Here is a 22,828-nt window from a genome sequence, read left to right as displayed (position 1 = left end):
GGGGTTATACCCTCTCTTCCGCACCTCCCCCCCCCCCCCCCCCCACCCCCACCCCCCCCCCCCCCTCCCCCCCCCCCCCCCCCCCCCCCCCGCCCCCCCCCCCGGCCGGGGCGGCGACGGAGGCTACGTACAGAGCCGCCCCGCACCGGACTGGGGCCGCCGGATCAAGCTGGGCGCGCTGGCCCTGGTGGTCGTCGTGCTCGCGGTCTCCATCTCGACGTACTTCTGGGCCGACTCGAAGCTGAAGCGCGAGATCGACCTCGCCAAGGTCATCGAGCGGCCGAGCCCTGGCGACGGCACGAACTACCTGATCGTCGGGTCCGACAGCCGTGAGGGCATGTCGGACGACGAGAAGAAGCGGCTGCGCACCGGCTCCGCCGAGGGCAAGCGCACCGACTCGGTGATGATCCTGCACGACGGCTCCAACGGCCCCACGCTGATCTCGCTGCCGCGCGACTCCGACGTCGAGATCCCGTCGTTCAGGGGCTCCGAGTCCGGCAAGATGTTCCAGGGCTCGGGCCGGCGGGTGAAGCTGAACGCCGCCTACGCCGAGGACGGCCCCGAACTGCTCGTGCGGACCGTGGAGTTCAACACCGGGCTGCGCATCGACCACTACGTCGAGATCGGGTTCGGCGGCTTCGCGAAGATCGTGGACGCGATCGGCGGGGTCGAGATGGACATCCCGAAGGCGTTCAAGGACAAGAAGTCCGGGGCCGACTTCCGGGCCGGGAAGCAGACGCTGAACGGCGAGCAGTCCCTCGCCTTCGTCCGGACCAGGTACGCGCTCCCCAGGAGCGACCTCGACCGCACGAAGAACCAGCAGAAGTTCCTCGCGGCGCTGGCGAGCCAGACGGCGACCCCGTCCACGATCATCAACCCGTTCAAGCTGTACCCGACGATGGGCGCGGGCCTGGACACGCTCGTCGTGGACAAGGACATGTCGCTCTGGGCGCTGGGCAACATGTTCTTCGCGATGAAGGGCGTGACCGGCGGCGAGGGCGCCTCGCTGAACATGCCGATCTCCGGCAGTCGCGGCGGGAACCTCGTCTGGGACAAGGCCAAGGTGAAGCAGCTCGTGGACCAGCTCAAGAACGACGAGAAGGTCACCGTCACCGGCGACTGAGCCGGAGCCGCCCCGCCAGGGGCGGCCCCGGCCGGCCGGGGCCCGAGGCGGGACTCCGGCCCGCACGCGCGGACCGTTCCCGGCCCGTCGCGGCGGACCGGAGTCCCTGTCGGGGCCGGCCGGCCCCGGCCGTCAGCAGTTCTTCACGTACCAGACCCAGGACCAGTCGGCGACGTCGTCCGTGGAGTACGCACCGGCATCCGTCCAGCGGGTGACGTGGTCGGAGCTCCTGAACTGCGCGCGGGTCCCCGAGGTCTGGTTGTTGATCCACGACCCGTTGCCCGACCAGGGAATGCTGTACTCCGCACAGGAGTACATGGTGATGACGTCACCGGTCCAGCCGGTCCCGCTGTAGGCGCAGAAACGGCCGTAGGCGCACGCCGCCGCGGCTCGGGACGCGCTGTCCCGGTTCTTCTCCGCCGTGGCCGGCAGGGCGAGGGTGAGGACGGCTCCGCGGCCGAGCTGGACGCGGTCCGCCGCGGTCTGCGTACCGCCCGTCCTGGCCAGGTAGGAGTCGACCCGGTTCTGCAGCGTCTTCGCCTCCGCGGCGTTCAGCCCCAGGCTCCTGGCCTGCGAGGCGAAACCGTCGGCGGAGGCGGAGGCGGTCGTGGCGGCGGTGGGGGCGGCGGTGGAGGCGGAGGCCCCACCGGACATCGCCAGCACCACGGAAAGGCTCCCGGCGACGGCCACGATTCCGCGGACCCAGGTGCGACGGCTCTTGTCTCGATTTTCGGACATCATGAGAACGCTCCGATGAGAGTCGACTGTCTGACCTCGATGAACGTAACGTCACGAATTACCGCTAGCACCACGTTTCGGTCTCAGGCGAAATGAAAGGGTCCCCCTCCCTTTGCGCGGGGTAATCACCCCCCGCACAAAGGGAAAACGGGGGATCGGACATGGCACTGCGGATCGAGTTCAGCGCCCAGGACCTGTCGCGCGTCGTCATCGGCAGACCCCATCGCCTTCCGGTCAGCGAGGCCGTGATGGGCCTCCAGGTCCTGCTCCGCCGCGATCCGGCCGCCCGGTTCCACGCCTGGCGCCATGCGCTGAGCGCCCACCACGTCCGCCCCGGACCGGCCCTGCGGAGCCTGGTCCCCGCGCGGGGATGGTTTCCCGACTTCCTCACGCCGGAGGCCCGTGCGTGGCCGGAGGCCGGTGCGTACGACGCGATCCGCGCCACCCCAGCCCACCGGGTGCGCGCGGAGTTGGAGCGGCTGTCCACCCACCACCCCCTCCCCCGGTGGGGCGGCGAGCTGGCCCGCGGCCACGCCCCCGCGCTCGGTCGCCTCGCGGAGGAGCTGGCCGCGTTCTACGACATCGCCGTCGGCGGGTTCGCCCCGGCGCTCCGCTCCGTCCTCGACGCCGACCGGGCGGCGCGCGCCGAGACGCTGGCCTTTCGCGGGGTGGACGCGCTGCTGCGTGAACTGAACCCGGCCATCACGTGGGAGCCGCCCTATCTGACCCTGCCGTCCCGACGCCCGTCGACCTTCCGGCTCGAAGGCAGGGGCCTGATCATCAGCGGCCACTTCTTCTGCTGGCCCCGGCCGCGCGTCCTGTTGAACGACACCGACGCCCCCGTCCTCATCCACCCCGTCTCCTGGGACCCGGCAGACCATCCGGCGCCGGGCACGCCCCGCACCGGCGTCCGGAGCGACCAGGCTCTGACGGCGGCGCTGGGCGGCACGCGGGCCCGCGTGCTGCTGACCATCTCCGAGACGCCCAGCAGCAGCACCGGCGAGGTGGCCCGACGCCTGGACATCTCCATGGCGTCGGCCTCGGAACACACCGCCGTCCTGCGCCAGGCCGGGCTCGTCACCAGCCGGCGGTCCCGCCGGACCGTCCACCACTCCCTGACGGCCCTGGGCAAGGGCCTGCTCGACCGCCCCCGTTGACGTGCGCGCCGCCGACCGGCCCGGCTCCCCCTCCGGCGTCGGACGCCCCGCGCGAGGGCGGTGTTCAGGAGTCGTGCGTGATGGTCCCCCACTCGTCCATGGTGGGGTGGATCTTGGAGGGCTCGTACTCGTCCGCGTCGGACGGGCGCGGGCCCTCCGGCCCGTCCGGGCCGATGCGCATCATGCGCTCGACGCGGACCACCTCGAACCGCCGCCCGCGCACCAGGAGTTCGTCGGGGCGGACGCGCTGGGAGAAGCGGTCGGCGGCGCGGGCGTAGAGGGCGGCGTCCTTCTCGCTCACCTTCTCCAACCGCGGCAGCATCTCCTTGAGGTACGCGACGAGGGAGCGGCGGGCGCCCTGCGGGGTCGCGTGCTGTCCGGTCACCAGGGACCAGGACTTCTCCTTCCGCTCCACCACCCGGAACGTCGTCGGGAGGAGCACGACCCCCGGATGGGTGGTCAACGCCCTCTCGGAGTCGGCCCGTACGTCGTCGGGGTAGCGGGTGGCGGTGTACGAGAGCGGCAGCAGCCCCATCCGGTCGAGGCCCTCGGTGAGCCCGACGGCCGCCGCGTGGTCGACCACGTAGCCGTCGGTGCGCGAGGGCTCGGGCGTCATCAGGTCCCAGCCCTCGGCGTCCACGTCGGTGGCCCGCGGCGGTTCGAGCCGTCCGCCGCCCATGCGGGCGAACTCGTCGGCGCGCACGACGCGGTAGCGGACGCCGTCCGCCGACACCTCGTCGATCCGTTCCCTCTCCAGCCGGGCCACGGCCCGCAGCAGCGATCGGCGTACCGCCGGGTCGTCGGTGTCGTCCTTCGCCCGGAACCACAAATGCGAGTTCAGCTCGTCCCGCGCCAGTTGCGGGAATCCGGTCTCCAGGTCGCCCAGCATCCGCCAGCGCGGGCGGTCTTCCCGGCGCTGCTCGGCGAGCCCGAAGAGCGGGCCGCGCACCACGATGTCCGGGTACTTGCGGACCGATGCGAACGCGTCCGCCTCCCTGACCTCGAAGACCGGGTCGTCGCGGTGCGTGACGTTGATGGTGAGGTGGGCCGGCGGAAGCTCCGGGTGATCATTCATGCACCCAGTGTGCCCAAGAGCCGTGCCGGTGTCCGGGTTTCCGGGTCAATCGGCTGAACGGAGCGGTATGGAAGGGAGGTTGCTGGTACGGGAACGGCGGGGGCGACCCCGTACCCGCCGTGCGCCGGTACGGCCGCCCGTCGCGCGTCACCGGGGACGCCCCTGAACCGCTGGTCGCACCGGATCGTGGCGGACCGCACCCCGGTGACGGCCGACCGGATCACGGGCCACCGCGACCCGGTCGGCCGCGACGCAAAAGACAGGAAAGAACCAGGGAAAAACCCCACCCCACCCCACCTGAGCCCGGTGGACAGGCGCGAGGGGCGCGTCACCCGCACGGGTGAAATGCGCTAACTGGGCTGGATTTCGCAGCGGTTGACTGGCATATGCTCACGCTCACCACAACCAGACATGCGACGGCCCCCGCCGGGACGGCAATCCCGGACGAGGGCCTGACCACCGAGGAAGACAGGCCTTCCCGATGGATACCGAGCACAATAACGCCCTCGCGCGCGCCCTGGCGGAGGTTCCCGGACCCCGTCCGCCGACCGGCGTGATCCACCTGACGATCCCGCACACGAAACGGTTCACGATCGTCGGCAACCACCTGGCCCAGCACGCCGAGTTGTCGCTCGTCGCCATCGCGCTCGCCGTGTACATCCAGTCGCTGCCCAGCGGCGCGGACGTGGGCGTCAAGTCCCTCGCCGCCCGTTTCCCCGAGGGCGAGATCCGTATCGCCGCCGCCCTGCGCGAACTGGAGGCCCACGGCTACCTCCACCGCCCCCGCGTCCGCCTGGCGAACGGCCGCGTCGTCACCCGCACGGTCTCCTGCAACCAGCCGGGGGCGGCACCGGCGGGGGCGGGGGGCGGGCCGGAGGTCGACCGCGTACCGGTGGGGGCGCGGGGCTTACCGGGGGCGGGGCGCGTCCCCGACGCCGTACCGCCGGAGGCGGCGGCGTACGAGCCGGAAGCCGATCACGTGCCGCCGAGCGCGACCGTCGTCCCCGACCGCGTACCGCCGGGGGCAGGGCGGCGGGCGGAGGCCGACCGCGTACCGCCGGAGTCCACGGCGTACCGGCCGGAACTCGGCCGCGTACCGCTGCGGGCGACGGCGTACGGGCCCGAGGCGGGCCGTGCGACCCCGCCGACCGCGACCGGGCGCCCGGCCACGACAGCCCCCGTACCGACGGCCCCGCCACCGGCCGCCGCCGACCGGGCGAGGTGGGGGTACGGCCCCGGCGCGGTGTCGCCGGGGCCGCCGCCCGCCCCGCTCCCCCGGCCCGGCGAACTCACCCCGGACCTGCACCGCGCCGCGACCGCGCTCCTCTGCGACCTGCGCCGAGACGCGCCCCGGCTGGTGCTCTCGGAGGGCGAGGTACGGCAGTTGGCCCCGGCGGTGGCCGCCTGGCTCGAACGGGACGCCCACCCCGACGCCGTACGCCACGCCCTGACCACCGACCTGCCGCACCCCCTCAAGCACCCGGCGAAGCTGCTGAAGCACCGCCTCACGGCCCTGCTTCCGCCACCGCTGCCCGGCACGCGGGAGCTGCCCGCACCCCGCCGGACCCCGGCGGTCCCCTTCCAGACCTGTGAGGACTGCGACCGCGCCTTCCGGTCCCCGCACCCCGGCCACTGCCGCGACTGCCGGACGGGGGCGTGGGAGGCGGCCTGAAGGGGAGCGTGCGGGGGGCGGGTCAGGACACCGGCCCCGGTGGTTCGAGTTCGGCGAAGTCCTCGTGGAGGGCGTCGAGATGGCGGCCGGTCGGTTCGCCGCTCGGGTCCAGCTCCGCCAACCGCCAGCGGGGCAGCCGCTCCTCGACCTCGGCGGGCAGCGAGCCGTCCGCCGGATCGGACAGGGCGTACAGCACCCCGAACGCGGTCTCCCTCGCGACCTCGCGGGCCAGCACGCCGAGGTCGCCAGGGGTGAGACCGGCGGCGAGGGCGCGTTCGACGGCTTCTGCGGCCGCGCCGCCGTCGCGGTAGGACGCCACCCACCGGTCCGCGTACGCGCCCCACGCGTCGACGTCCCGCCAGACCGTCCGCAGGAACCGGTAGCGGGCGAGCTGCGGCAGGCCCTCGTCGACCTCGGACTCGGCCCAGTCACGGGCGTCGCCGTCCGCGCCCAGGGCGGTGAAGAGATCGGCCAACCGGTCGAGTTCGCTCATGGGCAGCGAGGCTACCGCCGGGGCCGGGACGCGCGCCGATGAGTTTTCGCGTGACGCACGGTCGTATGTCTGCAAGGCTCGGCCACGCGTACGGCCGGACCCCGTACCCACGGACACGAAACCCGCAGGAGACCTGATGCGCACACTGATCAGCACCGCCTTCGTATCGCTCGACGGCGTCGTGGAGGCGCCGGGCGGCGAACCGGGCTACCGGAACGCGGGGTGGACGTTCAAGGACGTGGAGTTCCTGCCGGAGGCGTACTCCCTCAAGGGCCAGGAGCAGGAGGAGGCGGCGGCGCTGCTGCTGGGCCGGGTGAGCTACGAGGCCTTCAGCCAAGTGTGGCCGGGGATGGAGGAGTTCGCCGGGTACCGGTCGATGCCGAAGTACGTCGTCTCCACCAGCCTCGCCGAAGAGGCGCTGACGCCCGGCTGGGGGGAGACCACGATCCTGCGCTCCCTGGACGAGGTCGCCGCCCTGAAGGAGACCGAGGGCGGCCCGATCATCATGCACGGCAGCGCCGCCCTCAACCGCGGCCTGTCGGACGCCGGCCTGATCGACCGGTACCACCTGCTCGTCTTCCCGCTCCTCCTCGGCGCGGGCAAGCGGCTGTTCAGCGACACGGACAAGGACCGCCAGGTGCTGAGGCTGGTCGACCACGAGGCGTACGCGAACGGGATGCAGAAGAACGTGTTCGAGGTCGTCCACTGACAACCGGACCGGACGCCCCGCCCACCGGCCGTCGAAAGCGATCGACATCCGGACCGGGCCGGGGGAGACTCCCCGCGATGACTCAACGAACCGACACGCCTCCCGCCTGGGACGAGCGCACGCAACTGGCCACCTTCCTGGACTACGCCCGCGCCACCGCACTGGCCAAGTGCGAGGGCGCCTCCGCCGAGGACGCCCGCCGGGCCCCCCTCCCCGGCTCGCCGCTGATGACGCTGTGCGGACTGATCAGCCACCTGCGGTGGGTCGAGCACTACTGGCTCCACTTCGTGTTCCTGGGCGGCGAGGACGACGGCCCGCTCACCGAGGCGACCGAGGACGACCCCGACCCCGAGATGCGCACGGCGCTCGACATCCCGCTGCCCCGCCTCCTCGCGGAGTACGAGGAGCAGAGCACCCGCTTCCGCCGCCTGGTCGCCGACCACGACCTGGACGCGACGGCCCAACGCCCCATCCGGGACGGCCGCCACGTCAACCTCCGCTGGATCCTCCTCCACCTCATCGAGGAGACGGCCCGCCACAACGGCCACCTCGACGTCGTACGCGAACTCCTCGACGGCCGCACGGGCACCTGAACCGGGGGGAACGGCGCCCCGGAACGGACGTTCCGGGGCGCCGCGCGGTCGCTCACAGGTGCCCTTGACGATGGTCGCCGCACAGGGTGAGGTGTGCTCGACCAAGCGCAACGGGCTCGCCAGCGGAGGTTGCCATGGCACTGCGGTTCGTCGGCAAGGACCCTGAGTCAGGAGACCACGGGTCACCGGCTGTATGGGTTGACGAAGAGACGAAGGACATTATCGTCCAGGGATGGACGGCGGACATGCAGACCAGGGCCGAGAGTGCCGAGTACGTGGCACTGCCCGAACATGAGTCGGTGGTCCGGGTACCGAAGCGGATGATCCCGCTTCTCAGGGAGGCGCTTCGTGTCGCAGAGTCTGGCTGACTTCTCGACGCTGATCAGATCGGTTCAGCGGTCGGCCGTCCATCTGGAGATGCGGGACGAGTACGGCGTCGAGAGCGAGCGTGCCGGCTTCGCGGCATGGAAACAAGGCCACCGGCTAGACCCTGCGAACCCCCGATCCTGGTGGCGCCCCTGGTTGGATCTGGTTCAGGAGGTCACAGCGAAGGGCGTAGCCGTGCGGCGCGCCCGCGTGATTTCCGAACCGGTGAGCGACTACATCGCTTTCGAGCACTCCGGCGCCTTCACCAACCTCGCCGCAGGGGAGGAGATCCGTTGGCTGCCTCGAAGGAACGCCTCAGATCTGGCGCTGCCGGGAAACGACTACTGGCTCTTCGATGGCCGCATCGTTCAGTTCAACGTCTTCGACGGCAACGGCAAGTGGGTGCACACCGACCAAACTGAAGATCCGGCAACGGTCGCGTTCTGCGCCGCTGCGTTCGAAGCGGTGTGGGAACGCGCCATCCCGCACGAGAAGTACACCGTCTAGAAGTCTGACCGAGCCGTTCATGCCCTCTTCCCCGCTCTCCAGTGCCCAAGCAGCACGGACCGCAGTAGCGCTACGGTTGCACGGCCTCATGAAAGACGCAGGAATCTCCGGTCATGAACTGGCGGTCCGATGCGGCTGGCACAAGGCCAAGTCATCCAGGATCGCCAGGGGCATCACTCCTCCCTCCGATGCGGATATCCGGGCGTGGTGTTCCGCCTGCGGGGCCGAGGACCAAACAGCGGACCTGATCGCGGCATCGCGCAACGCGGAGTCGATGTACGTCGAATGGAAGCAGATCCATCGGGACGGGATGCGCCGCGTCCACGAGCAGACCGCCCCGCTCTATCAGCGCACCCGATCGTTTCGGGTCTACGCCTCGAACGTCGTGCCCGGAATGCTTCAGACCGCCGAGTACGCCACGGGACTTCTGCGGTCGATCACGGCATTTCAAGGTACGCCTGACGATGTGGCCGACGCCGTGCAGGCCCGCCTCCACCGCTCTCGTGTGGTTCGTGAGGGCAATCATCTGTTCGCCCTGATTCTCGAAGAGGCGGTTCTCTACTACCGAATCTGCGACAGAGCCGCCATGGGTGAGCAACTGGAACACCTGCTCGACGTCATGACGCGCCCGAACGTCTCCCTCGGCGTCATCCCGTCCACGGCGGACCGAACCATGTGGCCTCTCGAAGCCTTCTACGCATTCGACGACACCCAAGTGGCAGTCGAAACGCTGACGGCTGAGATCAACTTGACGGCTCCTGGCGAGATCCAGACCTACCTCAGGGCGTTCGCCGCGCTGTCCCGAACAGCCGTACGTGGGCAGGAATCCCGCGACCTCATCACCAAGGCACTCGCCACGCTCGGGTGAATTCATGCAACCGCGTGCAACAACGTGGCCCTGCGACCCGGTCGCTGCCTACGTTCGTCACGTCGAGGGCGGTCGAGCCCAGAGGCAGGGAATTCTCGGCGCCGAGGCAGTGGGGCGCACAACCGAGGCTGCGACGGCTGCCGCCCACACAGAACTCCCATCCCGCCAAGGGGTGGGAGGGCCAAAAAAACCACTGTTCCGCATCTCAGGAAGGTGAACCATGCCCCATGACGACCTGTACGCCCTCCCCATCGGAGAGCTGACGTTCTCCACAGCGTGCGGAGGAAACACGCATCCGGACGGCGAGTCCTGCGTGACCCTGGCCCGGATCGGTGAGAACGCCTGGGCCCTCGGTGACAGCAAGCGGCCGGATGCGGAGCCGTTGAGGTACACCACGGACGAACTGCGCGCGGCCGGTATCGATCCGGCGCACTTCGGCCTCTCCGCCTGACCACAGAGGCAACCGGCCGGCGGCCCGCCTTGCCCGGAGGCGGGTCCGCCGATCCCGTAGGAACGGATTCAGTGTTGCACGTCCACGGTTTCGCCTGGCTGGGCGAGAAGCAGGCCTTTGACAAGGAGAACCTCCGTCGGCCTCCGGGGGAGCCGCCCACCGCTTCCAGTCCGGTTGATGTGCTGGACCGATACCGCCAGGCCGTATCCGAGTTTCCGACCACGCCCGTGCCGCCGATCGAGACGGCGCACTGGTTGGTGAAACCGGCCGCGATGGTGCGCGGTACGTGGGGCGAACCGAAGGAGGCGGGTGCATGGCTTGAGCAGCGACTGAACGAGGCGGCACCCCGGTTCGCCTCCCGCAGCGAACGGGAGGCGACCAGACTCGCCGCTCTCGCGAGCAGCGCTGTCGAACGGTTGACCTGGGGTGGTGACGTGTCGCTCGGCCACTACCTGCTGGGGGTGATATTCCATTCCGTCGCGCTCGTCACGTGTTCCCCGAACGGCATCCGGCCCGAGCTGCCGTGCCCCCTTCGACGCGACAGCTCCCGCCTCATACCGCCGGCGAAGTAGCACGTCCGCCGCCCTGGCAAGATCATCGCGAGGTACGCGCATGGACGCCTCGCCCGCCGCGCTCGAGGAGCCGCGCCCCGCCTTCCGCCGGATGGCCTTCCGACCGGAGGCCTTGGACGGCCCTTAACGGACCATCGGCCCCGAAGGCGTTCGCGCGCTCCCGGCCCACACCGCGCCTTATCGCAGAGCAGCCCCCGCGTCACTCCTCATATCAATAGCCGCATCCCAGCCTTACCTATAAGGTGACATTCAAGGACGAAACAGATTATTTATTTGATTCCGGGATTTCAGGCCAAACTTTCGCCAATTGGTTCACTTCAAGACAATTGATCATCATGCGGGTCGTGGCGGTGCAATACGTCGACGTAAGGTAATGAGGTGTCGGTCAGGAAATATTCCTGATTGCGCAAATCGAAAGGCGTACCCCATGCGCATCACGCGCACCACCGCCGTTCCCCGGACCATCCTGATCGCTGCGGTCGCTGTCGTCGGTCTGACCGCGGCCCCCACGCTCGCCGCCGCTTCGCCCCAGGCCCGGACGGGCAGCACGCAGAGCATCGCCCCCTACGGCCTTCTCGGCCTGCCCGGCGTCGGTGGCGCCAACGGCGTGGGGACCAACGGCGGTGTCGGCGGCTTCGGCGGTGTCGGCGGCGCCGCGGGCTTCAACGGCAACGGCGGGAACGGCGGCAACGGCGGCAACGGTGACGGCAGTGCGAGCACCGGTGGCGCCGGGGGCTCTGGCGGAGCCGGCGGTGCCAACGGCAACGGCGGCATCGGAGGCACCGGCGGCGGCGCGACCCTCGGCGGCACCGGCGGCAAGGGCGGAGTAGGGGGCGCCGGCAACGCCGGCGCCGGCATCGCCGGAGGCAAGGGCGGCACCGGCGGCGCCTCCAAGGTCGGCGGAGGCCACTCGGGCGGGGCCGGCGGCGCCGGCGGCGCGGCCAGCCCGGTGTGTCCCGGCAAGCCCGGCGGCAACGGCACCGCGGCCACGTTCACCGCGGACGGCACCGCCGGCGTCACCGGCGCTGCCGGAAGGACCACGCTCCCCTGCTGAACGGACCACCAGATGAGAACGGTTCGTGCCCCGGCCCCGTTGGGTCGGGGCACGAACCTGTCTGCGCCAGTGCAGGCGTCGCCGGGTGCAGCCGGACGGGCCGACGACCTCACGCGTCGAGGCGGCCGCCGCGGGCCGCCGGTCGACGGAAACGGTCAGCGTGAGGTGCACGCCGCATCACTCGTCGGTCCAGAGCCGGGGCGTGGCCGGATCGTGCGCCAGGATCGGAAGACGGCTCACGGGGCGGACGCGTCGCTCGGAGCGGCTGGTATTACTGATGTATGCAGGAAGAGGCCGCGCGGTCCGCGATCGACACGTTCATGTCCGCGTTCAACGCATTGGACGACAGCTATGTGACTGCGCTGCTCTCCCAGGCGCTGACCTCCGACGTGGTCTTCTGGGGCCCGTTGGGCCGAAGCGAGGGCATCGAGGCGGTCGAGCGGTTCGTGCTGGACATCCGGCGCCACCCGGCGGGGCCCGGCACGATGGTGCGCTGCTCGGCGGTGGACATGCCCGACGAGTGGGCCCGGTACCGATGGGCCTTCACCACACCGGACGGCGGCCCCCGGCTGGCGGGGACGGACGTCGTCCACCTGCGGCGCAGTCTCATCGACCAGGTGATCGTCTTCGCGGGCGAGATCAAGCCGTCCGCCGCCTGAACGGCAAGAGCTTCTCACCGGTCACGGACGCCCCGCCGTGTCGGCGTCACTGATCGGACCGCCGCAGGCAGCACCGAGTCCTTCACCCTTCTCGACGCCACGTACAGCGTCTTCGGCACCGCCTGGTTCACCGACCCCGGCCTCCTGCTCCCCATCGTCCACGCCACGCTCGAGCGGGGCGGCGTGTTCGCCTTCTCTCAGCGGCCGCCCGTCGAAGGGTGCTACGGGTGCCAAGCGTCGTACATCCCTCGCGGCCCGGAGGAAGACCCCGCCATCGTGAAGCGATGGGACCACCGACCCGACATCTGGCGTTCGCTCCTCAGGGAATACGGATTCCCCGAGGTGACCGCGACCGTGCTCCCGGCCCCCGAGCAGGACAAGCGGACCACGGGCACGCTCCTGGTCCGCGCCGTACGAGGAGAACGAGCCCAGCCGTTCTGAGCGCCGCGCGAGCTCTCGGCACGCGGAGGAAGAACGACGTACCCCACAAGCACTGCCCCCCATCTCCGAGGGGACGAGCAGCGACGGGCGCACCGCCGTCGCGACCATGCCGACCCCCGGCGCGGACGATCCCGCCACGCGGGGAGAGGTCGCCTGGCCCCACCCGTACGGAAGGCCCCCGGCATGACGCCGGGGGCCTCCTCGTCCCTGCGGGCCGGCGACCCCTCCCCACCCGGTGTCCGTCCAGGCCGGAAGCCGATCGTCGCTCCCCGATCAACCACCGCACGAGCGGCCGACCCTGGGCGAAACCCCGCTACGGCAGGTTCCGCGCCATCACGATGCGCTGGACCTGGTTGGTGCCCTCGTAGATCTGCGTGATCTTCGCGTCGCGCATCATGCGCTCCACCGGGTAGTCCCGCGTGTAGCCGTAGCCGCCGAGCAACTGGACGGCGTCCGTGGTGATCTCCATGGCCGCGTCGGAGGCGAAGCACTTGGCGGCCGCGCCGAAGAACGTGAGGTCGCCGTCGACGCGCTCGGACTTGGCGGCCGCCGCGTAGGTGAGCTGGCGGGCGGCCTCCAGCTTCATCGCCATGTCGGCGAGCATGAACTGGACGCCCTGGAAGTCGCCGATCGGCTTGCCGAACTGCTTGCGCTCCTGGACGTACCCCTTGGCGTAGTCCAGCGCGCCCTGGGCGATGCCGAGGGCCTGGGCCGCGATGGTGATGCGGGTGTGGTCCAGGGTCTTCATCGCCGTGGCGAAGCCGGTGCCCTCCTCGCCGATCATGCGGTCGGCGGGGATGCGGACGTTGTCGAAGTAGACCTCGCGGGTCGGGGAGCCCTTGATGCCGAGCTTCTTCTCCGGCGCGCCGAAGGAGACGCCCTCGTCGGACTTCTCGACGACGAACGCGGAGATGCCCTTGGAGCGCTTGGTGGGGTCGGTGACCGCCATGACCGTGTAGTACTCGGAGACGCCCGCGTTGGTGATCCACCGCTTCACGCCGTTGAGGACCCAGAAGTCGCCGTCGCGCACGGCCTTGGTCTTCATCCCCGCCGCGTCCGAGCCCGCGTCCGGCTCGGAGAGGGCGTACGAGAACATCGCGTCGCCCTTGGCGAGCGGGCCCAGGTACTTCCGCTTCAGCTCCTCGGAGCCGGAGAGGATCACCGGGAGGGAGCCGAGCTTGTTGACGGCCGGGATCAGGGAGGAGGAGGCGCAGGCGCGGGCCACCTCCTCGATCACGATGACCGTGGCCAGGGCGTCGGCGCCGGCCCCGCCGTACTCCTCGGGGACGTGGACGGCGTGCAGGTCCGAGGCGACCAGGGCGTCCAGCGCCTCCTGCGGGAAGCGGCTCTCCTCGTCGACCGCGGCGGCGAAGGGGGCGATCTTCGTCTCGGCGAGGGCGCGGATGGTGTCGCGGAGCATGTCGTGCTCCTCGGCCGGACGGTACAGGTCGAAATCGGTCGAACCCGCCAAGACGCTCACTCCCCAGATGCTAACTACCGTTAAGTAACCCAATTTTAGTGCGCCGCCCGCCCGTCGGCCTACGCGAACGGCACGTGAGCTTGGTGACAGGGGTCGCCCATAAGGGGTGTACCCGGTGGAAGGTGCGGCCCATTCCGGGTCACCGGTCCCCGACTATGCTCGGTCCGCACCTCCGTCCGCACCTCCCAGGAGCACTCCATGGCCCTCAGGATCACCGTGATCGGCACCGGATACCTCGGCGCCACCCATGCCGCGGCCATGGCCGAGCTGGGCTTCGAGGTCCTGGGGCTCGACGTCGTGCCGGAGAAGATCGCGCTGCTCTCCAGCGGGCGCGTGCCCATGTACGAGCCGGGGCTGGAGGAGATCCTCCAGAAGCACGTCGCGGGCATCGAGGGCTCCACCGGCCGGCTGCGCTTCACCACCTCGTGGGAGGAGGTCGGCGCCTTCGGCGACGTGCACTTCGTCTGCGTGAACACCCCGCAGAAGCACGGGGAGTATGCCTGCGACATGAGTTACGTCGACAGCGCCTTCGAGTCGCTCGCGCCGCACCTGACCCGGCCCGCCCTGGTCGTCGGCAAGTCGACCGTGCCCGTCGGCTCCGCCGCCCGCCTCGCGGCCCGGCTGGCTGAGCTGGCCCCGGTGAGCGCGGACGCCGAGCTGGCGTGGAACCCGGAGTTCCTGCGCGAGGGCTTCGCCGTGCGGGACACCCTGCACCCCGACCGGATCGTCGTCGGCGTGCGGAGCGAGGCGGCCGAGAAGCTGCTGCGCGAGGTGTATGCGACACCGGTGGCGGAGGGTTCGCCGTTCGTGGTGACCGACTTCCCGACCGCGGAGCTGGTGAAGACCGCCGCCAACTCCTTCCTGGCCACGAAGATCTCCTTCATCAACGCGATGGCCGAGGTCTGCGAGGCCGCCGACGGGGACGTCGTGAAGCTCGCGGAGGCCATCGGGCACGACGAGCGGATCGGGAACAAGTTCCTGCGCGCCGGGATCGGGTTCGGGGGCGGCTGCCTGCCCAAGGACATCCGGGCCTTCATGGCGCGCGCCGGGGAACTGGGCGCGGACCAGGCCCTCACCTTCCTCCGCGAGGTCGACTCCATCAACATGCGCCGCCGCGGCCACATGGTCGAGCTGGCCCGCGAGGCGGTGGGCGGCGACTCGTTCCTCGGCAAGCGGGTGGCGGTGCTCGGCGCCGCGTTCAAGCCCGACTCCGACGACGTACGCGACTCCCCCGCGCTCAACGTCGCCGGCCAGATCCACCTCCAGGGCGGCCAGGTCACGGTGTTCGACCCGAAGGGCATGGACAACGCCCGGCGGCTGTTCCCGACCCTCGGGTACGCCGACTCCGCCCTGGAGGCGGTGCGCGGCGCGGACGTGGTGCTGCACCTGACGGAGTGGCGGGAGTTCCGCGAGCTGGACCCGGCGGAGCTGGGCGAGGCGGCGGCCCGCCGGATCATCCTGGACGGGCGCAACGCCCTGGACGGCGCGGTCTGGCGGGAGGCCGGCTGGACCTACCGGGCGATGGGCCGGCCCACGGCCTGAGCGCCGACCGGCCCCGCGCCGGTCACGAACGCTTCGCCCGGTACGTACGCATCTTGGCGCGGGCCCCGCAGACCGACATCGAGCACCAGCGGCGTCGGCCGGCGGGGCTCCTGTCGTAGTACGCCCACTGGCAGTCCGCCGCCTCGCACGCCTTGAGCCGCGGCCAGGAGCCGTCGGCGGCGGCCGCCGCGACGGCCGCGGCGACCCGTGCCGTGAGCCCGAGGGCGCCCGCGGCCCCCTCCACCTCCGCCACCGGGCGCAGCGCGGCGACCCCCGCCTCGTCGACGGTGACCCGGAGCGGGGCGGCGGCGAGCAGCGCGCCGAGCGCGGGCGGCTCCGGGTCGGCCGGGGGCGGCCGGTGGCCCGCGTGGGCCAGACACGCCCGGCGCAGGGCCTCGCGGAGATCACGGGCGGCCGGTACGTCCTCCTCGGCGAGGCCGAAGGCGGCGCGCCCGGCAGGGGTGCCCAGGGCGTCGGCGCCGCTCTCGACGTCCAGGGAGTTGACCAGGGCCTCGATCAGGGCGAGGGGGCCGGGGGCGGCGGCCTTCTCACTCATGGCGCTGCTCGCTCATCGGGGGGACCTCACCGGGCCGCCCCGCGGCGGCCTGCGCCGCGCGCCCGTCCTGCGCCCTCATGGTTGCGAGGTTACCTCCGCTGCGGGACCATGGGGTAACCGTTACCCGTTACTGCCCTCAAGCGGTAACCCTGTGAAGGGATGCGTCATGGCCATCGCCACACTCGAATCCGTCGTGCTGGACTGCCCCGACCCCCTCGCCCTCGCCGGTTTCTACGCCTCCCTGCTCGGCGGGACCGTCGAGCGCGGCGGCGAGGACTGGGTGAACCTGAACGGCGTCGCGGGCACCCGGCTCGCCTTCCAGGCCGCCCCCGGATTCGTGCCGCCGCAGTGGCCTCGGGAGGACCGCTCGCAGCAGTTCCACCTCGACCTCACCGTCCCCGACCTGGACGCGGCGGAGCGGGAGGTGCTGGCACTGGGGGCGAAGCCGCTGGAGACCGAGGACCGGAAGAGGAGCTTCCGGGTGTACGCCGACCCCGCCGGCCACCCGTTCTGCCTCTGCGCCGGCTAGGGGGCGCCCGGCGGATCAGGGCCGGCTTCGCGTGCGGCGCCGCGGCGGGACGCTCCGCGGCCGGGCTGAGGGGCGTTCTTCGGAAACCCTGGCCGAAAAATGATGTGCGGTTCCGGCATTCGGTGGACACGCTGGGGGGATGGACGACACGCACGACTCCGACCCCGGCGCCTCCGCCCCCGGCGATGGGGAGTGGGTCAGCACCCCTCTCACCCCCGAACTGCTGCGCGGGGCGCTCGATGTGGAGCGCACGGCGAACGGCCTGCTCCCCCACCGGCTGACCGCTCGGGCCCGCGCGCAGTACACGGACGAGCAACTGGCCCAGTCGGAGGCGCAGCCCGCCGGGGTCCGGCTGGTCTTCCGCACCCGAGCCACCGCCGTCGAGCTGGACGTCCTGCGCACCGTGATGGGCTACCGGGGCGTCCCGCCCCGCCCGGCGGGCGCGTACGACCTGCACGTGGACGGGCGACCGGCCGGGCGGGCCACGGCGAGCGGCGGCAACGTCCTGATGGTCGACCTGTCGGACGGCTCACGGGAGAAGATCCCCGGCCCGGTCGGCAGCGTGCGGTTCACCGGGCTGCCCGGCCGGGAGAAGGACGTCGAGATCTGGCTGCCGTACACCGAGATCACCGAGCTGGTCGCCCTGCGCACCGACGCGCCGGTGGAGGCCGTGGCGCCGGACGGGCGGCGGGTGTGGCTGCACCACGGCAGCTCGATAAGCCAGGGCTCCGCCGCCGACAGCTCCGCCACCAGTTGGCCCGCCCTCGCCGCGGCCGCGGGGGGCGTGGAGCTGGTCAACGTGGGGCTGGGCGGCGGCGCGCTGCTCGACCCGTTCACCGCCCGCGCCCTGCGGGACACCCCCGCGGACCTGGTCAGCGTCAAGATCGGCATCAACCTCGTCAACCTCGACCTGATGCGGCTGCGGGCCTTCACCCCCGCCGTGCACGGCTTCCTCGACACCGTCCGCGAAGGCCATCCGGACGTGCCGCTGCTGGTCGTCTCACCGACGTACTGCCCCATCCACGAGGACACCCCCGGCCCCGGAGCCCCGGACTTCGGGAACGGGAAGGCGGCGTTCCAGGCCATGGGGGACCCGGCGGAGACCGCGTACGGCAAGCTCACGCTCACCGTCATCCGGGCGGAGCTGGCCCGGATCGTGGAGCGGCGGGCGGCCGAGGACCCGCGGTTGTCCTACCTGGACGGCCGCGAGCTGTACGGCGAGGCGGACTTCGCCGAGCTGCCGCTGCCCGACCAGCTCCACCCGGACGCGGCCACCCACCGCCGTATGGGCGAGCGCTTCGGGGCGATCGCCTTCGGCCCCGGCGGACCGTTCGCGGCCGGGGCCCGCTGACCGCGGGAGCGGCCCTCAGCGCGCGGGCGGCCCGTCCAGCTCCGCGATCGTCGCGTGCGAGGGGCCGCGCCGGCTCTGCTCGTCGCGGGCGACGGCCTCCGCGTCGCGCAGCACCCGTACGGCGTTGCGCCAGGTCAGCTTGGCCAGGTCGGCCTCGGACCAGCCGCGCCGCAGCAGCTCCGCGATGAGGTTGGGGTAGCCGGAGACGTCCTCCAGGCCGCGCGGGGTGAACGCCATGCCGTCGTAGTCGCCGCCGATGCCGATGTGGTCGACGCCCGCGACCTCGCGCAGGTGGTCGAGGTGGTCGGCGACGGTCGCCACGGTGGCCTCGGGGCGCGGGTGGGCGGCCTCGAAGTCCTCGTGGACGCGCATCGCGGCGGGGCTGGTGTCGAGGTGGTGCAGGCCGTGTTCGCGCAGGTTGCGTTCGGCGGCCAGGGTCCAGGCGACGGCCTCGGGCAGGACGAACTTCGGGACGAAGGTCGCCATCGCGACGCCGCCGTTGGCCCGGAGGGCCGCGAGCACGTCGTCGGGGATGTTGCGCGGGTGGTCGCAGACCGCGCGGGCCGAGGAGTGCGAGAAGATCACCGGCGCGGTGCTGGTGGCGAGCGCGTCGCGCATGACGCCGTCCGCGACGTGCGAGAGGTCGACCAGCATCCCGATGCGGTTCATCTCGCGGACGACCTCGCGGCCGAACGCCGAGAGGCCGCCCAGGCGCGGCAGGTCGGTCGCGCTGTCGGCCCAGTCGATGTTGTCGTTGTGGGTGAGCGTCAGATAGCGCACGCCCAGGTCGTACAGGGCGCGCAGGGTGCCCAGCGAGTTGTTGATGGAGTGGCCGCCCTCGGCCCCCATCAGGGAGGCGATGCGGCCCTCGGCGCGGGCCTTCTCCAGGTCGTCGGCGGTGAGCGCCCGGCGCAGGTGGGCCGGGTGGCGGGCGATCAGCTCGGCGACCACGTCGATCTGTTCGAGGGTGGCGCTGACGGCCGCGTCGCCGGTCAGGTCGGTGCGGACGTACACCGACCAGAACTGGCCGCCGACGCCGCCGGCCCGCAGCCGGCGCAGGTCGGTGTGGAGCAGGCCGCGCTGGTCGGCGGCGATGTCGCGGGCGTCGAGGTCGTAGCCGACCTGTTCGCGCAGGGCCCAGGGGAGGTCGTTGTGGCCGTCGACGACGGGGTGGGCGGCGAGCAGTTCGCGCGCGCGGGAGAGGTGGTCCACGGCGGGCCTACTTCCCGAAGCCGAAGGAGTCCGACCCCTCGACCTTGGACCGCAGGCGTCTGCCCTTCTCGGTGGCCTGGTCGTTCAGCTCCTGCTGGAACTCCCGCATCCGGTCCTGGAGCGCGCCGTCGTGCGCGGCGAGGATGCGGGCGGCGAGCAGGCCCGCGTTGCGCGCGCCGCCGACCGAGACGGTGGCGACGGGCACCCCGGCGGGCATCTGGACGATGGAGAGCAGGCTGTCCATGCCGTCCAGGTACTTCAGCGGCACCGGCACGCCGATGACCGGCAGCGGAGTGACGGAGGCGAGCATTCCGGGCAGGTGGGCGGCGCCGCCCGCGCCCGCGATGATCGCCCGCAGTCCGCGGCCCGCCGCCTCCTCGCCGTACGCGATCATCTCGCGCGGCATCCGGTGCGCGGAGACGACGTCGACCTCGTACGGGATCTCGAACTCGTCGAGCGCCTTCGCGGCGGCCTCCATGACGGGCCAGTCGGAGTCCGAGCCCATCACGATGCCGATGGCCGGGGAGGAGCCGGTGCCGTGAGCAGTCATTCGGTGATCGTTCCTCGCAGGTAGTCGGCCGCGTGCCGGGCGCGCTCCCGCACGTCCGCCAGATCGTCGCCGTAGGTGTTGACGTGTCCGACCTTGCGGCCGGGCTTCACGTCCTTGCCGTACATGTGGATCTTGAGCTGGGGGTCGCGGGCCATGCAGTGCAGGTACGCCTGGTACATGTCCGGGTAGTCCCCGCCCAGGACGTTGCACATGACCGTCCAGGGGGCGCGCGGGCGCGGGTCGCCGAGGGGCAGGTCGAGGACCGCCCGCAGGTGGTTGGCGAACTGGGAGGTGACCGCGCCGTCCTGGGTCCAGTGGCCGGAGTTGTGCGGGCGCATCGCCAGCTCGTTGACGAGGATGGCGGGCTTCCCGTCGGCTCCGCGGGTCTCGAACAGCTCGACCGCGAGGTGGCCGACGACGCCCAGCTCGGCGGCGATGCGCAGGGCGAGCTGCTGGGCCTCGCCGGCCAGCGCCTCGTCCAGCTCGGGGGCCGGGGCGATCACGGTGTCGCAGACGCCGTCGACCTGGACGGACTCGACGACCGGGTAGGCGACGGCCTGGCCGTGCGGCGAGCGGACGACGTTGGCCGCCAGCTCCCGGACGAAGTCGACCTTCTCCTCCGCGAGGACCGGGACGCCGGCCCGGAAGGGCTCCTCGGCGTCCGCCGGGGTGCGGACGACCCACACGCCCTTGCCGTCGTAGCCGCCGCGCACGGTCTTCAGGATCACCGGGAAGCCGCCGACCTCCTCGGCGAACGCGGCCGCGTCGGCCGGGTCGGCCACGATGCGGTGCCGGGGGCAGGGCGCGCCGATCTCCTGGAGCCGGGCTCTCATCACCCCCTTGTCCTGGGCGTGCACCAGGGCGTCGGGGCCGGGGCGCACGGGGATGCCGTCCGCCTCCAGGGCCCGCAGGTGCTCGGTCGGCACGTGCTCGTGGTCGAAGGTGATCACGTCGCAGCCGCGAGCGAAGGCGCGCAGCGTCTCCAGGTCGCGGTAGTCGCCGACGACGACCTCGCTCACCACCTGGGCCGCCGAGTCCTGGGGAGTGTCACTGAGGAGCTTGAATTTCAGGCCGAGGGGGATGCCCGCCTCGTGGGTCATACGGGCGAGCTGACCGCCGCCGACCATGCCGACTACCGGGAACGTCACGCCCCCAGGGTATCCGCCGCGCCGCTCGTCCCGGCACGGGTCGCGGACACCGCCGTGCGGACGCGCGGGCGTCACACGGGAGGGCTGGATAGCATGGCCGGGTTGACGCAGCCGCGTCGGCGACACCAGACGCCTTCCAACGGACGGGGCCGGCGATCACCATGAGGGAACCGGGCGCAGTGCGGACCCGGCTTGGACTGCTGACCCGAGAGGTCGCCAAGTTCGGCACGGTCGGCGGGCTCGGCCTGCTGGTCAACATGGCGGTCTTCAACCTGTTGCGGCACACCACCGACCTCCAGGTGGTCCGGGCCAGCCTGCTGGCGACCCTCGTCGCGATCCTCTTCAACTACGTGGGGTTCCGGCACTGGACCTACCGGGACCGCGACAAGACCCGCCGGACCCGCGAGCTGACGCTGTTCCTGCTGTTCAGCGCGGCGGGCGCGGTGATCGAGACGGGCGTGCTGTACCTGGCGACGTACGGCTTCGGCTGGAACACCCCGGTCCAGAGCAACGTCTTCAAGGTCGTCGGGATCGGCATCGCCACCCTGTTCCGCTTCTGGTCCTACCGGACCTGGGTCTTCAAGGCCCTGCCCGCCGAGGAGGCCGTGCCGAAGGCGGGGCGGTTTCTGGAGCCGCGCAGGGCGGCGGAGGAGCAGGTAGTGCCCGACCCCGTACGGAACTGAACCCCGGCCCGGTCGTCGCTCAGCGCACCGGGCGCTCCGGGTTCCTGCTGTCGCGCGGGACCCGGCTGAGGAAGAGCGCGAAGACCGCGGGGTGCTGCTGGAGCAGTTCGAGCCGGCCGCCGTCCGCCTCGGCGAGGTCGCGGGCGACGGCGAGGCCGATGCCGGTGGAGTTGCGGCCGCTGATCGTGCGCTCGAAGATCCGCGCCCCCAGCTCGGCCGGGACGCCGGGGCCCTCGTCGGTGACCTCGACGACGACCTGGTTGCCGGTGACGCGGGTGCGCAGGGCGACGGTGCCGCCGCCGTGCATGAGGGAGTTCTCGATCAGCGCCGCCAGGACCTGGGCGACCGCGCCGGGGGTGCCCACGGCCCGCAGCCCGTGCTTGCCGGAGCAGACCAGGGCGCGGCCGGCGCTGCGGTAGGCGGGGCGCCACTCCTCGATCTGCTGTTTGACGATCTCGTCGAGGTCGAAGACGACGGCGGAGCCGGTGCGCGGGTCGCGGGAGTTGGTCAGCAGCCGCTCGACGACGTCGGTGAGCCGCTCGACCTGGGTGAGGGCGATGTGCGCCTCCTCCTTCACCGTCTCCGGGTCGTCGGTGGCGGAGATCTCCTCGATCCGCATGGAGAGCGCGGTCAGCGGCGTCCGCAACTGGTGCGAGGCGTCCGCGGCCAGCCTCCGCTCCGCCGTCAGCATCCGGGCGATCCGCTCGGCGGAGGCGTCCAGGACGTCGGCGACCCGGTCCAGCTCGGGCACCCCGTACCGCTTGTGCCGGGGGCGGGGGTCGCCGGAGCCGAGGCGCTCGGCGGTCTCGGCGAGGTCGGTGAGCGGGGAGGCGAGCCGGTTGGCCTGGCGTACGGCCAGGAGCACCGCGGAGACGATCGCCAGCAGCGCCACCGCGCCGATGATCAGCAGGGTGCGCCCCACCTCGCGGGTGACGGCCGAGCGGGACTCCTCGACGGTGACCCGCTCGCCGCGCTCCCCGCTCTCCACGGCGCGCAGGACGCTGCCGGCGGGGCGCTCCCCCACCGTGATGGGGGCCCGTCCGGGGATCTCGATCAGGGCGAACCGCGTGGGGTCGATCTGCTCGGACAGCACCCTGGGGTTGATCCGCTCGTCGTCCAGCAGCCGGCTCTCGACCACGCTGATCAGCCGCAGCGCCTCGGACTCGACGCTCTCCTGGGCGCTGGCGCTGATGGTGCGCGTCTCGACGATCACCAGGGACACGCCGAAGACGGAGATGACCACGAGCACCACGGCGAGCGTGGAGTTGATCAGCCGGCGGCGCATGGCCGCCTCCGTTC

Annotated in this window: 26 protein-coding genes; 17 read left to right on the top strand and 9 right to left on the bottom strand. The window is 71.8% G+C overall.

Going from position 1 to position 22,828, the window contains the following annotated elements:
• The coding region (locus ACZ6EJ_RS22905; RefSeq protein ID WP_469269604.1) for an LCP family protein at positions 1-1,123 on the top strand (1,123 nt) is incomplete at its 5' end.
• Positions 1,124-1,255: 132 nt separating this feature from the next.
• Here ACZ6EJ_RS22905 and ACZ6EJ_RS22900 read toward each other — a convergent pair.
• Positions 1,256-1,861 carry a peptidase inhibitor family I36 protein gene (locus ACZ6EJ_RS22900; RefSeq protein WP_469269603.1) on the bottom strand — a complete coding sequence of 202 codons (606 nt, stop codon included), beginning with the start codon at positions 1,859-1,861 and terminating at the stop codon, positions 1,256-1,258.
• A 161-nt stretch (positions 1,862-2,022) separates the two neighbouring features.
• Between ACZ6EJ_RS22900 and ACZ6EJ_RS22895 the strand changes: the two genes are divergently transcribed.
• Complete coding sequence (locus ACZ6EJ_RS22895; RefSeq protein ID WP_469269602.1) at positions 2,023-3,018, top strand: helix-turn-helix domain-containing protein; 996 nt, start codon at positions 2,023-2,025, stop codon at positions 3,016-3,018.
• 64 nt (positions 3,019-3,082) lie between these two features.
• Here the strand turns inward: ACZ6EJ_RS22895 and ACZ6EJ_RS22890 are convergent, their stop codons facing one another.
• The gene (locus ACZ6EJ_RS22890; RefSeq protein ID WP_469269601.1) at positions 3,083-4,093 is read right to left on the bottom strand and encodes a DUF5954 family protein; all 1,011 of its coding nucleotides are present in this window, start codon (positions 4,091-4,093) and stop codon (positions 3,083-3,085) included.
• 481 nt (positions 4,094-4,574) lie between these two features.
• Here ACZ6EJ_RS22890 and ACZ6EJ_RS22885 point away from each other — a divergent pair, with 481 nt between their 5' ends.
• Positions 4,575-5,765 carry a hypothetical protein gene (locus ACZ6EJ_RS22885; RefSeq protein ID WP_469269599.1) on the top strand — a complete coding sequence of 397 codons (1,191 nt, stop codon included), beginning with the start codon at positions 4,575-4,577 and terminating at the stop codon, positions 5,763-5,765.
• A 22-nt stretch (positions 5,766-5,787) separates the two neighbouring features.
• Here the strand turns inward: ACZ6EJ_RS22885 and ACZ6EJ_RS22880 are convergent, their stop codons facing one another.
• Entirely contained in the window at positions 5,788-6,258 is a 471-nt protein-coding gene (locus ACZ6EJ_RS22880) for a hypothetical protein (RefSeq protein ID WP_469269598.1), read from the bottom strand.
• Positions 6,259-6,394: 136 nt separating this feature from the next.
• Between ACZ6EJ_RS22880 and ACZ6EJ_RS22875 the strand changes: the two genes are divergently transcribed.
• The 10 genes from ACZ6EJ_RS22875 to ACZ6EJ_RS22830 all read left to right on the top strand — a co-directional run bounded on the left by ACZ6EJ_RS22875 (position 6,395) and on the right by ACZ6EJ_RS22830 (position 12,478).
• Complete coding sequence (locus ACZ6EJ_RS22875; RefSeq protein ID WP_469269596.1) at positions 6,395-6,967, top strand: dihydrofolate reductase family protein; 573 nt, start codon at positions 6,395-6,397, stop codon at positions 6,965-6,967.
• Between the two features lie 77 nt (positions 6,968-7,044).
• Positions 7,045-7,560, top strand: coding sequence for a DinB family protein (locus ACZ6EJ_RS22870; RefSeq protein ID WP_469269595.1), 516 nt, complete (start codon positions 7,045-7,047; stop codon positions 7,558-7,560).
• A gap of 134 nt (positions 7,561-7,694) precedes the next feature.
• The gene (locus ACZ6EJ_RS22865; RefSeq protein ID WP_469269593.1) at positions 7,695-7,928 is read left to right on the top strand and encodes a hypothetical protein; all 234 of its coding nucleotides are present in this window, start codon (positions 7,695-7,697) and stop codon (positions 7,926-7,928) included.
• Complete coding sequence (locus tag ACZ6EJ_RS22860) at positions 7,909-8,433, top strand: DUF6879 family protein (protein WP_469269592.1); 525 nt, start codon at positions 7,909-7,911, stop codon at positions 8,431-8,433. The genes ACZ6EJ_RS22865 and ACZ6EJ_RS22860 overlap by 20 nt, the downstream gene beginning before the upstream one ends.
• Positions 8,434-8,452: 19 nt before the next feature.
• Positions 8,453-9,301: a helix-turn-helix domain-containing protein gene (locus tag ACZ6EJ_RS22855; protein WP_469269591.1), complete on the top strand. Its 849-nt coding sequence runs from the start codon at positions 8,453-8,455 to the stop codon at positions 9,299-9,301.
• A 220-nt stretch (positions 9,302-9,521) separates the two neighbouring features.
• Positions 9,522-9,752: a DUF397 domain-containing protein gene (locus tag ACZ6EJ_RS22850; RefSeq protein WP_469269590.1), complete on the top strand. Its 231-nt coding sequence runs from the start codon at positions 9,522-9,524 to the stop codon at positions 9,750-9,752.
• Between the two features lie 74 nt (positions 9,753-9,826).
• Positions 9,827-10,324: a hypothetical protein gene (locus tag ACZ6EJ_RS22845; protein ID WP_469269611.1), complete on the top strand. Its 498-nt coding sequence runs from the start codon at positions 9,827-9,829 to the stop codon at positions 10,322-10,324.
• Positions 10,325-10,751: 427 nt separating this feature from the next.
• Positions 10,752-11,378, top strand: coding sequence for a hypothetical protein (locus tag ACZ6EJ_RS22840; protein WP_469269589.1), 627 nt, complete (start codon positions 10,752-10,754; stop codon positions 11,376-11,378).
• A gap of 281 nt (positions 11,379-11,659) precedes the next feature.
• The gene (locus ACZ6EJ_RS22835) at positions 11,660-12,037 is read left to right on the top strand and encodes a nuclear transport factor 2 family protein (RefSeq protein ID WP_469269588.1); all 378 of its coding nucleotides are present in this window, start codon (positions 11,660-11,662) and stop codon (positions 12,035-12,037) included.
• A gap of 276 nt (positions 12,038-12,313) precedes the next feature.
• Positions 12,314-12,478 (top strand): hypothetical protein, encoded by a 165-nt coding sequence (locus ACZ6EJ_RS22830; RefSeq protein ID WP_469269586.1) that lies wholly within the window; start codon positions 12,314-12,316, stop codon positions 12,476-12,478.
• Positions 12,479-12,791: 313 nt separating this feature from the next.
• On the opposite strand, the gene ACZ6EJ_RS22825 is transcribed toward ACZ6EJ_RS22830, so the two are convergent.
• Entirely contained in the window at positions 12,792-13,949 is a 1,158-nt protein-coding gene (locus tag ACZ6EJ_RS22825) for an acyl-CoA dehydrogenase family protein (protein ID WP_469269609.1), read from the bottom strand.
• A gap of 207 nt (positions 13,950-14,156) precedes the next feature.
• Between ACZ6EJ_RS22825 and ACZ6EJ_RS22820 the strand changes: the two genes are divergently transcribed.
• Positions 14,157-15,500 carry a UDP-glucose dehydrogenase family protein gene (locus ACZ6EJ_RS22820; RefSeq protein ID WP_469269585.1) on the top strand — a complete coding sequence of 448 codons (1,344 nt, stop codon included), beginning with the start codon at positions 14,157-14,159 and terminating at the stop codon, positions 15,498-15,500.
• 22 nt (positions 15,501-15,522) lie between these two features.
• Here ACZ6EJ_RS22820 and ACZ6EJ_RS22815 read toward each other — a convergent pair whose 3' ends face one another.
• On the bottom strand, positions 15,523-16,056 hold the full coding sequence (locus tag ACZ6EJ_RS22815; protein WP_469269584.1) for a CGNR zinc finger domain-containing protein: 534 nt from the start codon (positions 16,054-16,056) through the stop codon (positions 15,523-15,525).
• 166 nt (positions 16,057-16,222) lie between these two features.
• Here ACZ6EJ_RS22815 and ACZ6EJ_RS22810 point away from each other — a divergent pair, with 166 nt between their 5' ends.
• Positions 16,223-16,585 (top strand): VOC family protein, encoded by a 363-nt coding sequence (locus ACZ6EJ_RS22810; RefSeq protein WP_469269583.1) that lies wholly within the window; start codon positions 16,223-16,225, stop codon positions 16,583-16,585.
• A 139-nt stretch (positions 16,586-16,724) separates the two neighbouring features.
• Positions 16,725-17,936 (top strand): GDSL-type esterase/lipase family protein, encoded by a 1,212-nt coding sequence (locus ACZ6EJ_RS22805; protein WP_469269582.1) that lies wholly within the window; start codon positions 16,725-16,727, stop codon positions 17,934-17,936.
• 15 nt (positions 17,937-17,951) lie between these two features.
• On the opposite strand, the gene ACZ6EJ_RS22800 is transcribed toward ACZ6EJ_RS22805, so the two are convergent.
• Genes ACZ6EJ_RS22800 through ACZ6EJ_RS22790 form a run of 3 tightly spaced genes read right to left on the bottom strand, consistent with a single transcriptional unit; the run spans position 17,952 to position 20,825 of the window.
• A complete protein-coding gene (locus ACZ6EJ_RS22800) occupies positions 17,952-19,148 on the bottom strand; it encodes a dipeptidase (protein WP_469269580.1) in 1,197 nt (398 codons plus the stop codon).
• A gap of 7 nt (positions 19,149-19,155) precedes the next feature.
• Complete coding sequence (gene purE, locus ACZ6EJ_RS22795; protein WP_469269579.1) at positions 19,156-19,698, bottom strand: 5-(carboxyamino)imidazole ribonucleotide mutase; 543 nt, start codon at positions 19,696-19,698, stop codon at positions 19,156-19,158.
• The gene (locus tag ACZ6EJ_RS22790; RefSeq protein ID WP_469269608.1) at positions 19,695-20,825 is read right to left on the bottom strand and encodes a 5-(carboxyamino)imidazole ribonucleotide synthase; all 1,131 of its coding nucleotides are present in this window, start codon (positions 20,823-20,825) and stop codon (positions 19,695-19,697) included. The genes purE and ACZ6EJ_RS22790 overlap by 4 nt, the downstream gene beginning before the upstream one ends.
• A 182-nt stretch (positions 20,826-21,007) precedes the next feature.
• Here ACZ6EJ_RS22790 and ACZ6EJ_RS22785 point away from each other — a divergent pair, with 182 nt between their 5' ends.
• Complete coding sequence (locus tag ACZ6EJ_RS22785; protein WP_469269578.1) at positions 21,008-21,529, top strand: GtrA family protein; 522 nt, start codon at positions 21,008-21,010, stop codon at positions 21,527-21,529.
• A gap of 19 nt (positions 21,530-21,548) precedes the next feature.
• Here the strand turns inward: ACZ6EJ_RS22785 and ACZ6EJ_RS22780 are convergent, their stop codons facing one another.
• Positions 21,549-22,814, bottom strand: a complete 1,266-nt coding sequence (locus tag ACZ6EJ_RS22780; protein ID WP_469269576.1) for an ATP-binding protein — start codon at positions 22,812-22,814, stop codon at positions 21,549-21,551.
• Positions 22,815-22,828 lie beyond the last annotated feature (14 nt).

It is taken from the genome of Streptomyces sp. NPDC041970 (assembly GCF_055588985.1).
Note: the sequence above shows the minus strand (reverse complement) of the source record. Positions and strands in the feature narration are given on the sequence as shown.

Excerpts from the sequence above, each read along its gene's own strand:
- ACZ6EJ_RS22785 (WP_469269578.1), top strand. The coding sequence starts at position 21,008 with ATGAGGGAACCGGGCGCAGTGCGGACCCGGCTTGGACTGCTGACCCGA.
- ACZ6EJ_RS22870 (WP_469269595.1), top strand. The coding sequence starts at position 7,045 with ATGACTCAACGAACCGACACGCCTCCCGCCTGGGACGAGCGCACGCAA.
- ACZ6EJ_RS22790 (WP_469269608.1), bottom strand. The coding sequence starts at position 20,825 with ATGGTCGGCGGCGGTCAGCTCGCCCGTATGACCCACGAGGCGGGCATC.
- ACZ6EJ_RS22815 (WP_469269584.1), bottom strand. The coding sequence starts at position 16,056 with ATGAGTGAGAAGGCCGCCGCCCCCGGCCCCCTCGCCCTGATCGAGGCC.
- ACZ6EJ_RS22895 (WP_469269602.1), top strand. The coding sequence starts at position 2,023 with ATGGCACTGCGGATCGAGTTCAGCGCCCAGGACCTGTCGCGCGTCGTC.
- ACZ6EJ_RS22780 (WP_469269576.1), bottom strand. The coding sequence starts at position 22,814 with ATGCGCCGCCGGCTGATCAACTCCACGCTCGCCGTGGTGCTCGTGGTC.
- ACZ6EJ_RS22875 (WP_469269596.1), top strand. The coding sequence starts at position 6,395 with ATGCGCACACTGATCAGCACCGCCTTCGTATCGCTCGACGGCGTCGTG.
- ACZ6EJ_RS22885 (WP_469269599.1), top strand. The coding sequence starts at position 4,575 with ATGGATACCGAGCACAATAACGCCCTCGCGCGCGCCCTGGCGGAGGTT.
- ACZ6EJ_RS22855 (WP_469269591.1), top strand. The coding sequence starts at position 8,453 with ATGCCCTCTTCCCCGCTCTCCAGTGCCCAAGCAGCACGGACCGCAGTA.
- purE (WP_469269579.1), bottom strand. The coding sequence starts at position 19,698 with ATGACTGCTCACGGCACCGGCTCCTCCCCGGCCATCGGCATCGTGATG.
- ACZ6EJ_RS22820 (WP_469269585.1), top strand. The coding sequence starts at position 14,157 with ATGGCCCTCAGGATCACCGTGATCGGCACCGGATACCTCGGCGCCACC.
- ACZ6EJ_RS22890 (WP_469269601.1), bottom strand. The coding sequence starts at position 4,093 with ATGAATGATCACCCGGAGCTTCCGCCGGCCCACCTCACCATCAACGTC.
- ACZ6EJ_RS22805 (WP_469269582.1), top strand. The coding sequence starts at position 16,725 with ATGGACGACACGCACGACTCCGACCCCGGCGCCTCCGCCCCCGGCGAT.
- ACZ6EJ_RS22865 (WP_469269593.1), top strand. The coding sequence starts at position 7,695 with ATGGCACTGCGGTTCGTCGGCAAGGACCCTGAGTCAGGAGACCACGGG.
- ACZ6EJ_RS22835 (WP_469269588.1), top strand. The coding sequence starts at position 11,660 with ATGCAGGAAGAGGCCGCGCGGTCCGCGATCGACACGTTCATGTCCGCG.
- ACZ6EJ_RS22900 (WP_469269603.1), bottom strand. The coding sequence starts at position 1,861 with ATGTCCGAAAATCGAGACAAGAGCCGTCGCACCTGGGTCCGCGGAATC.
- ACZ6EJ_RS22880 (WP_469269598.1), bottom strand. The coding sequence starts at position 6,258 with ATGAGCGAACTCGACCGGTTGGCCGATCTCTTCACCGCCCTGGGCGCG.
- ACZ6EJ_RS22840 (WP_469269589.1), top strand. The coding sequence starts at position 10,752 with ATGCGCATCACGCGCACCACCGCCGTTCCCCGGACCATCCTGATCGCT.
- ACZ6EJ_RS22810 (WP_469269583.1), top strand. The coding sequence starts at position 16,223 with ATGGCCATCGCCACACTCGAATCCGTCGTGCTGGACTGCCCCGACCCC.
- ACZ6EJ_RS22850 (WP_469269590.1), top strand. The coding sequence starts at position 9,522 with ATGCCCCATGACGACCTGTACGCCCTCCCCATCGGAGAGCTGACGTTC.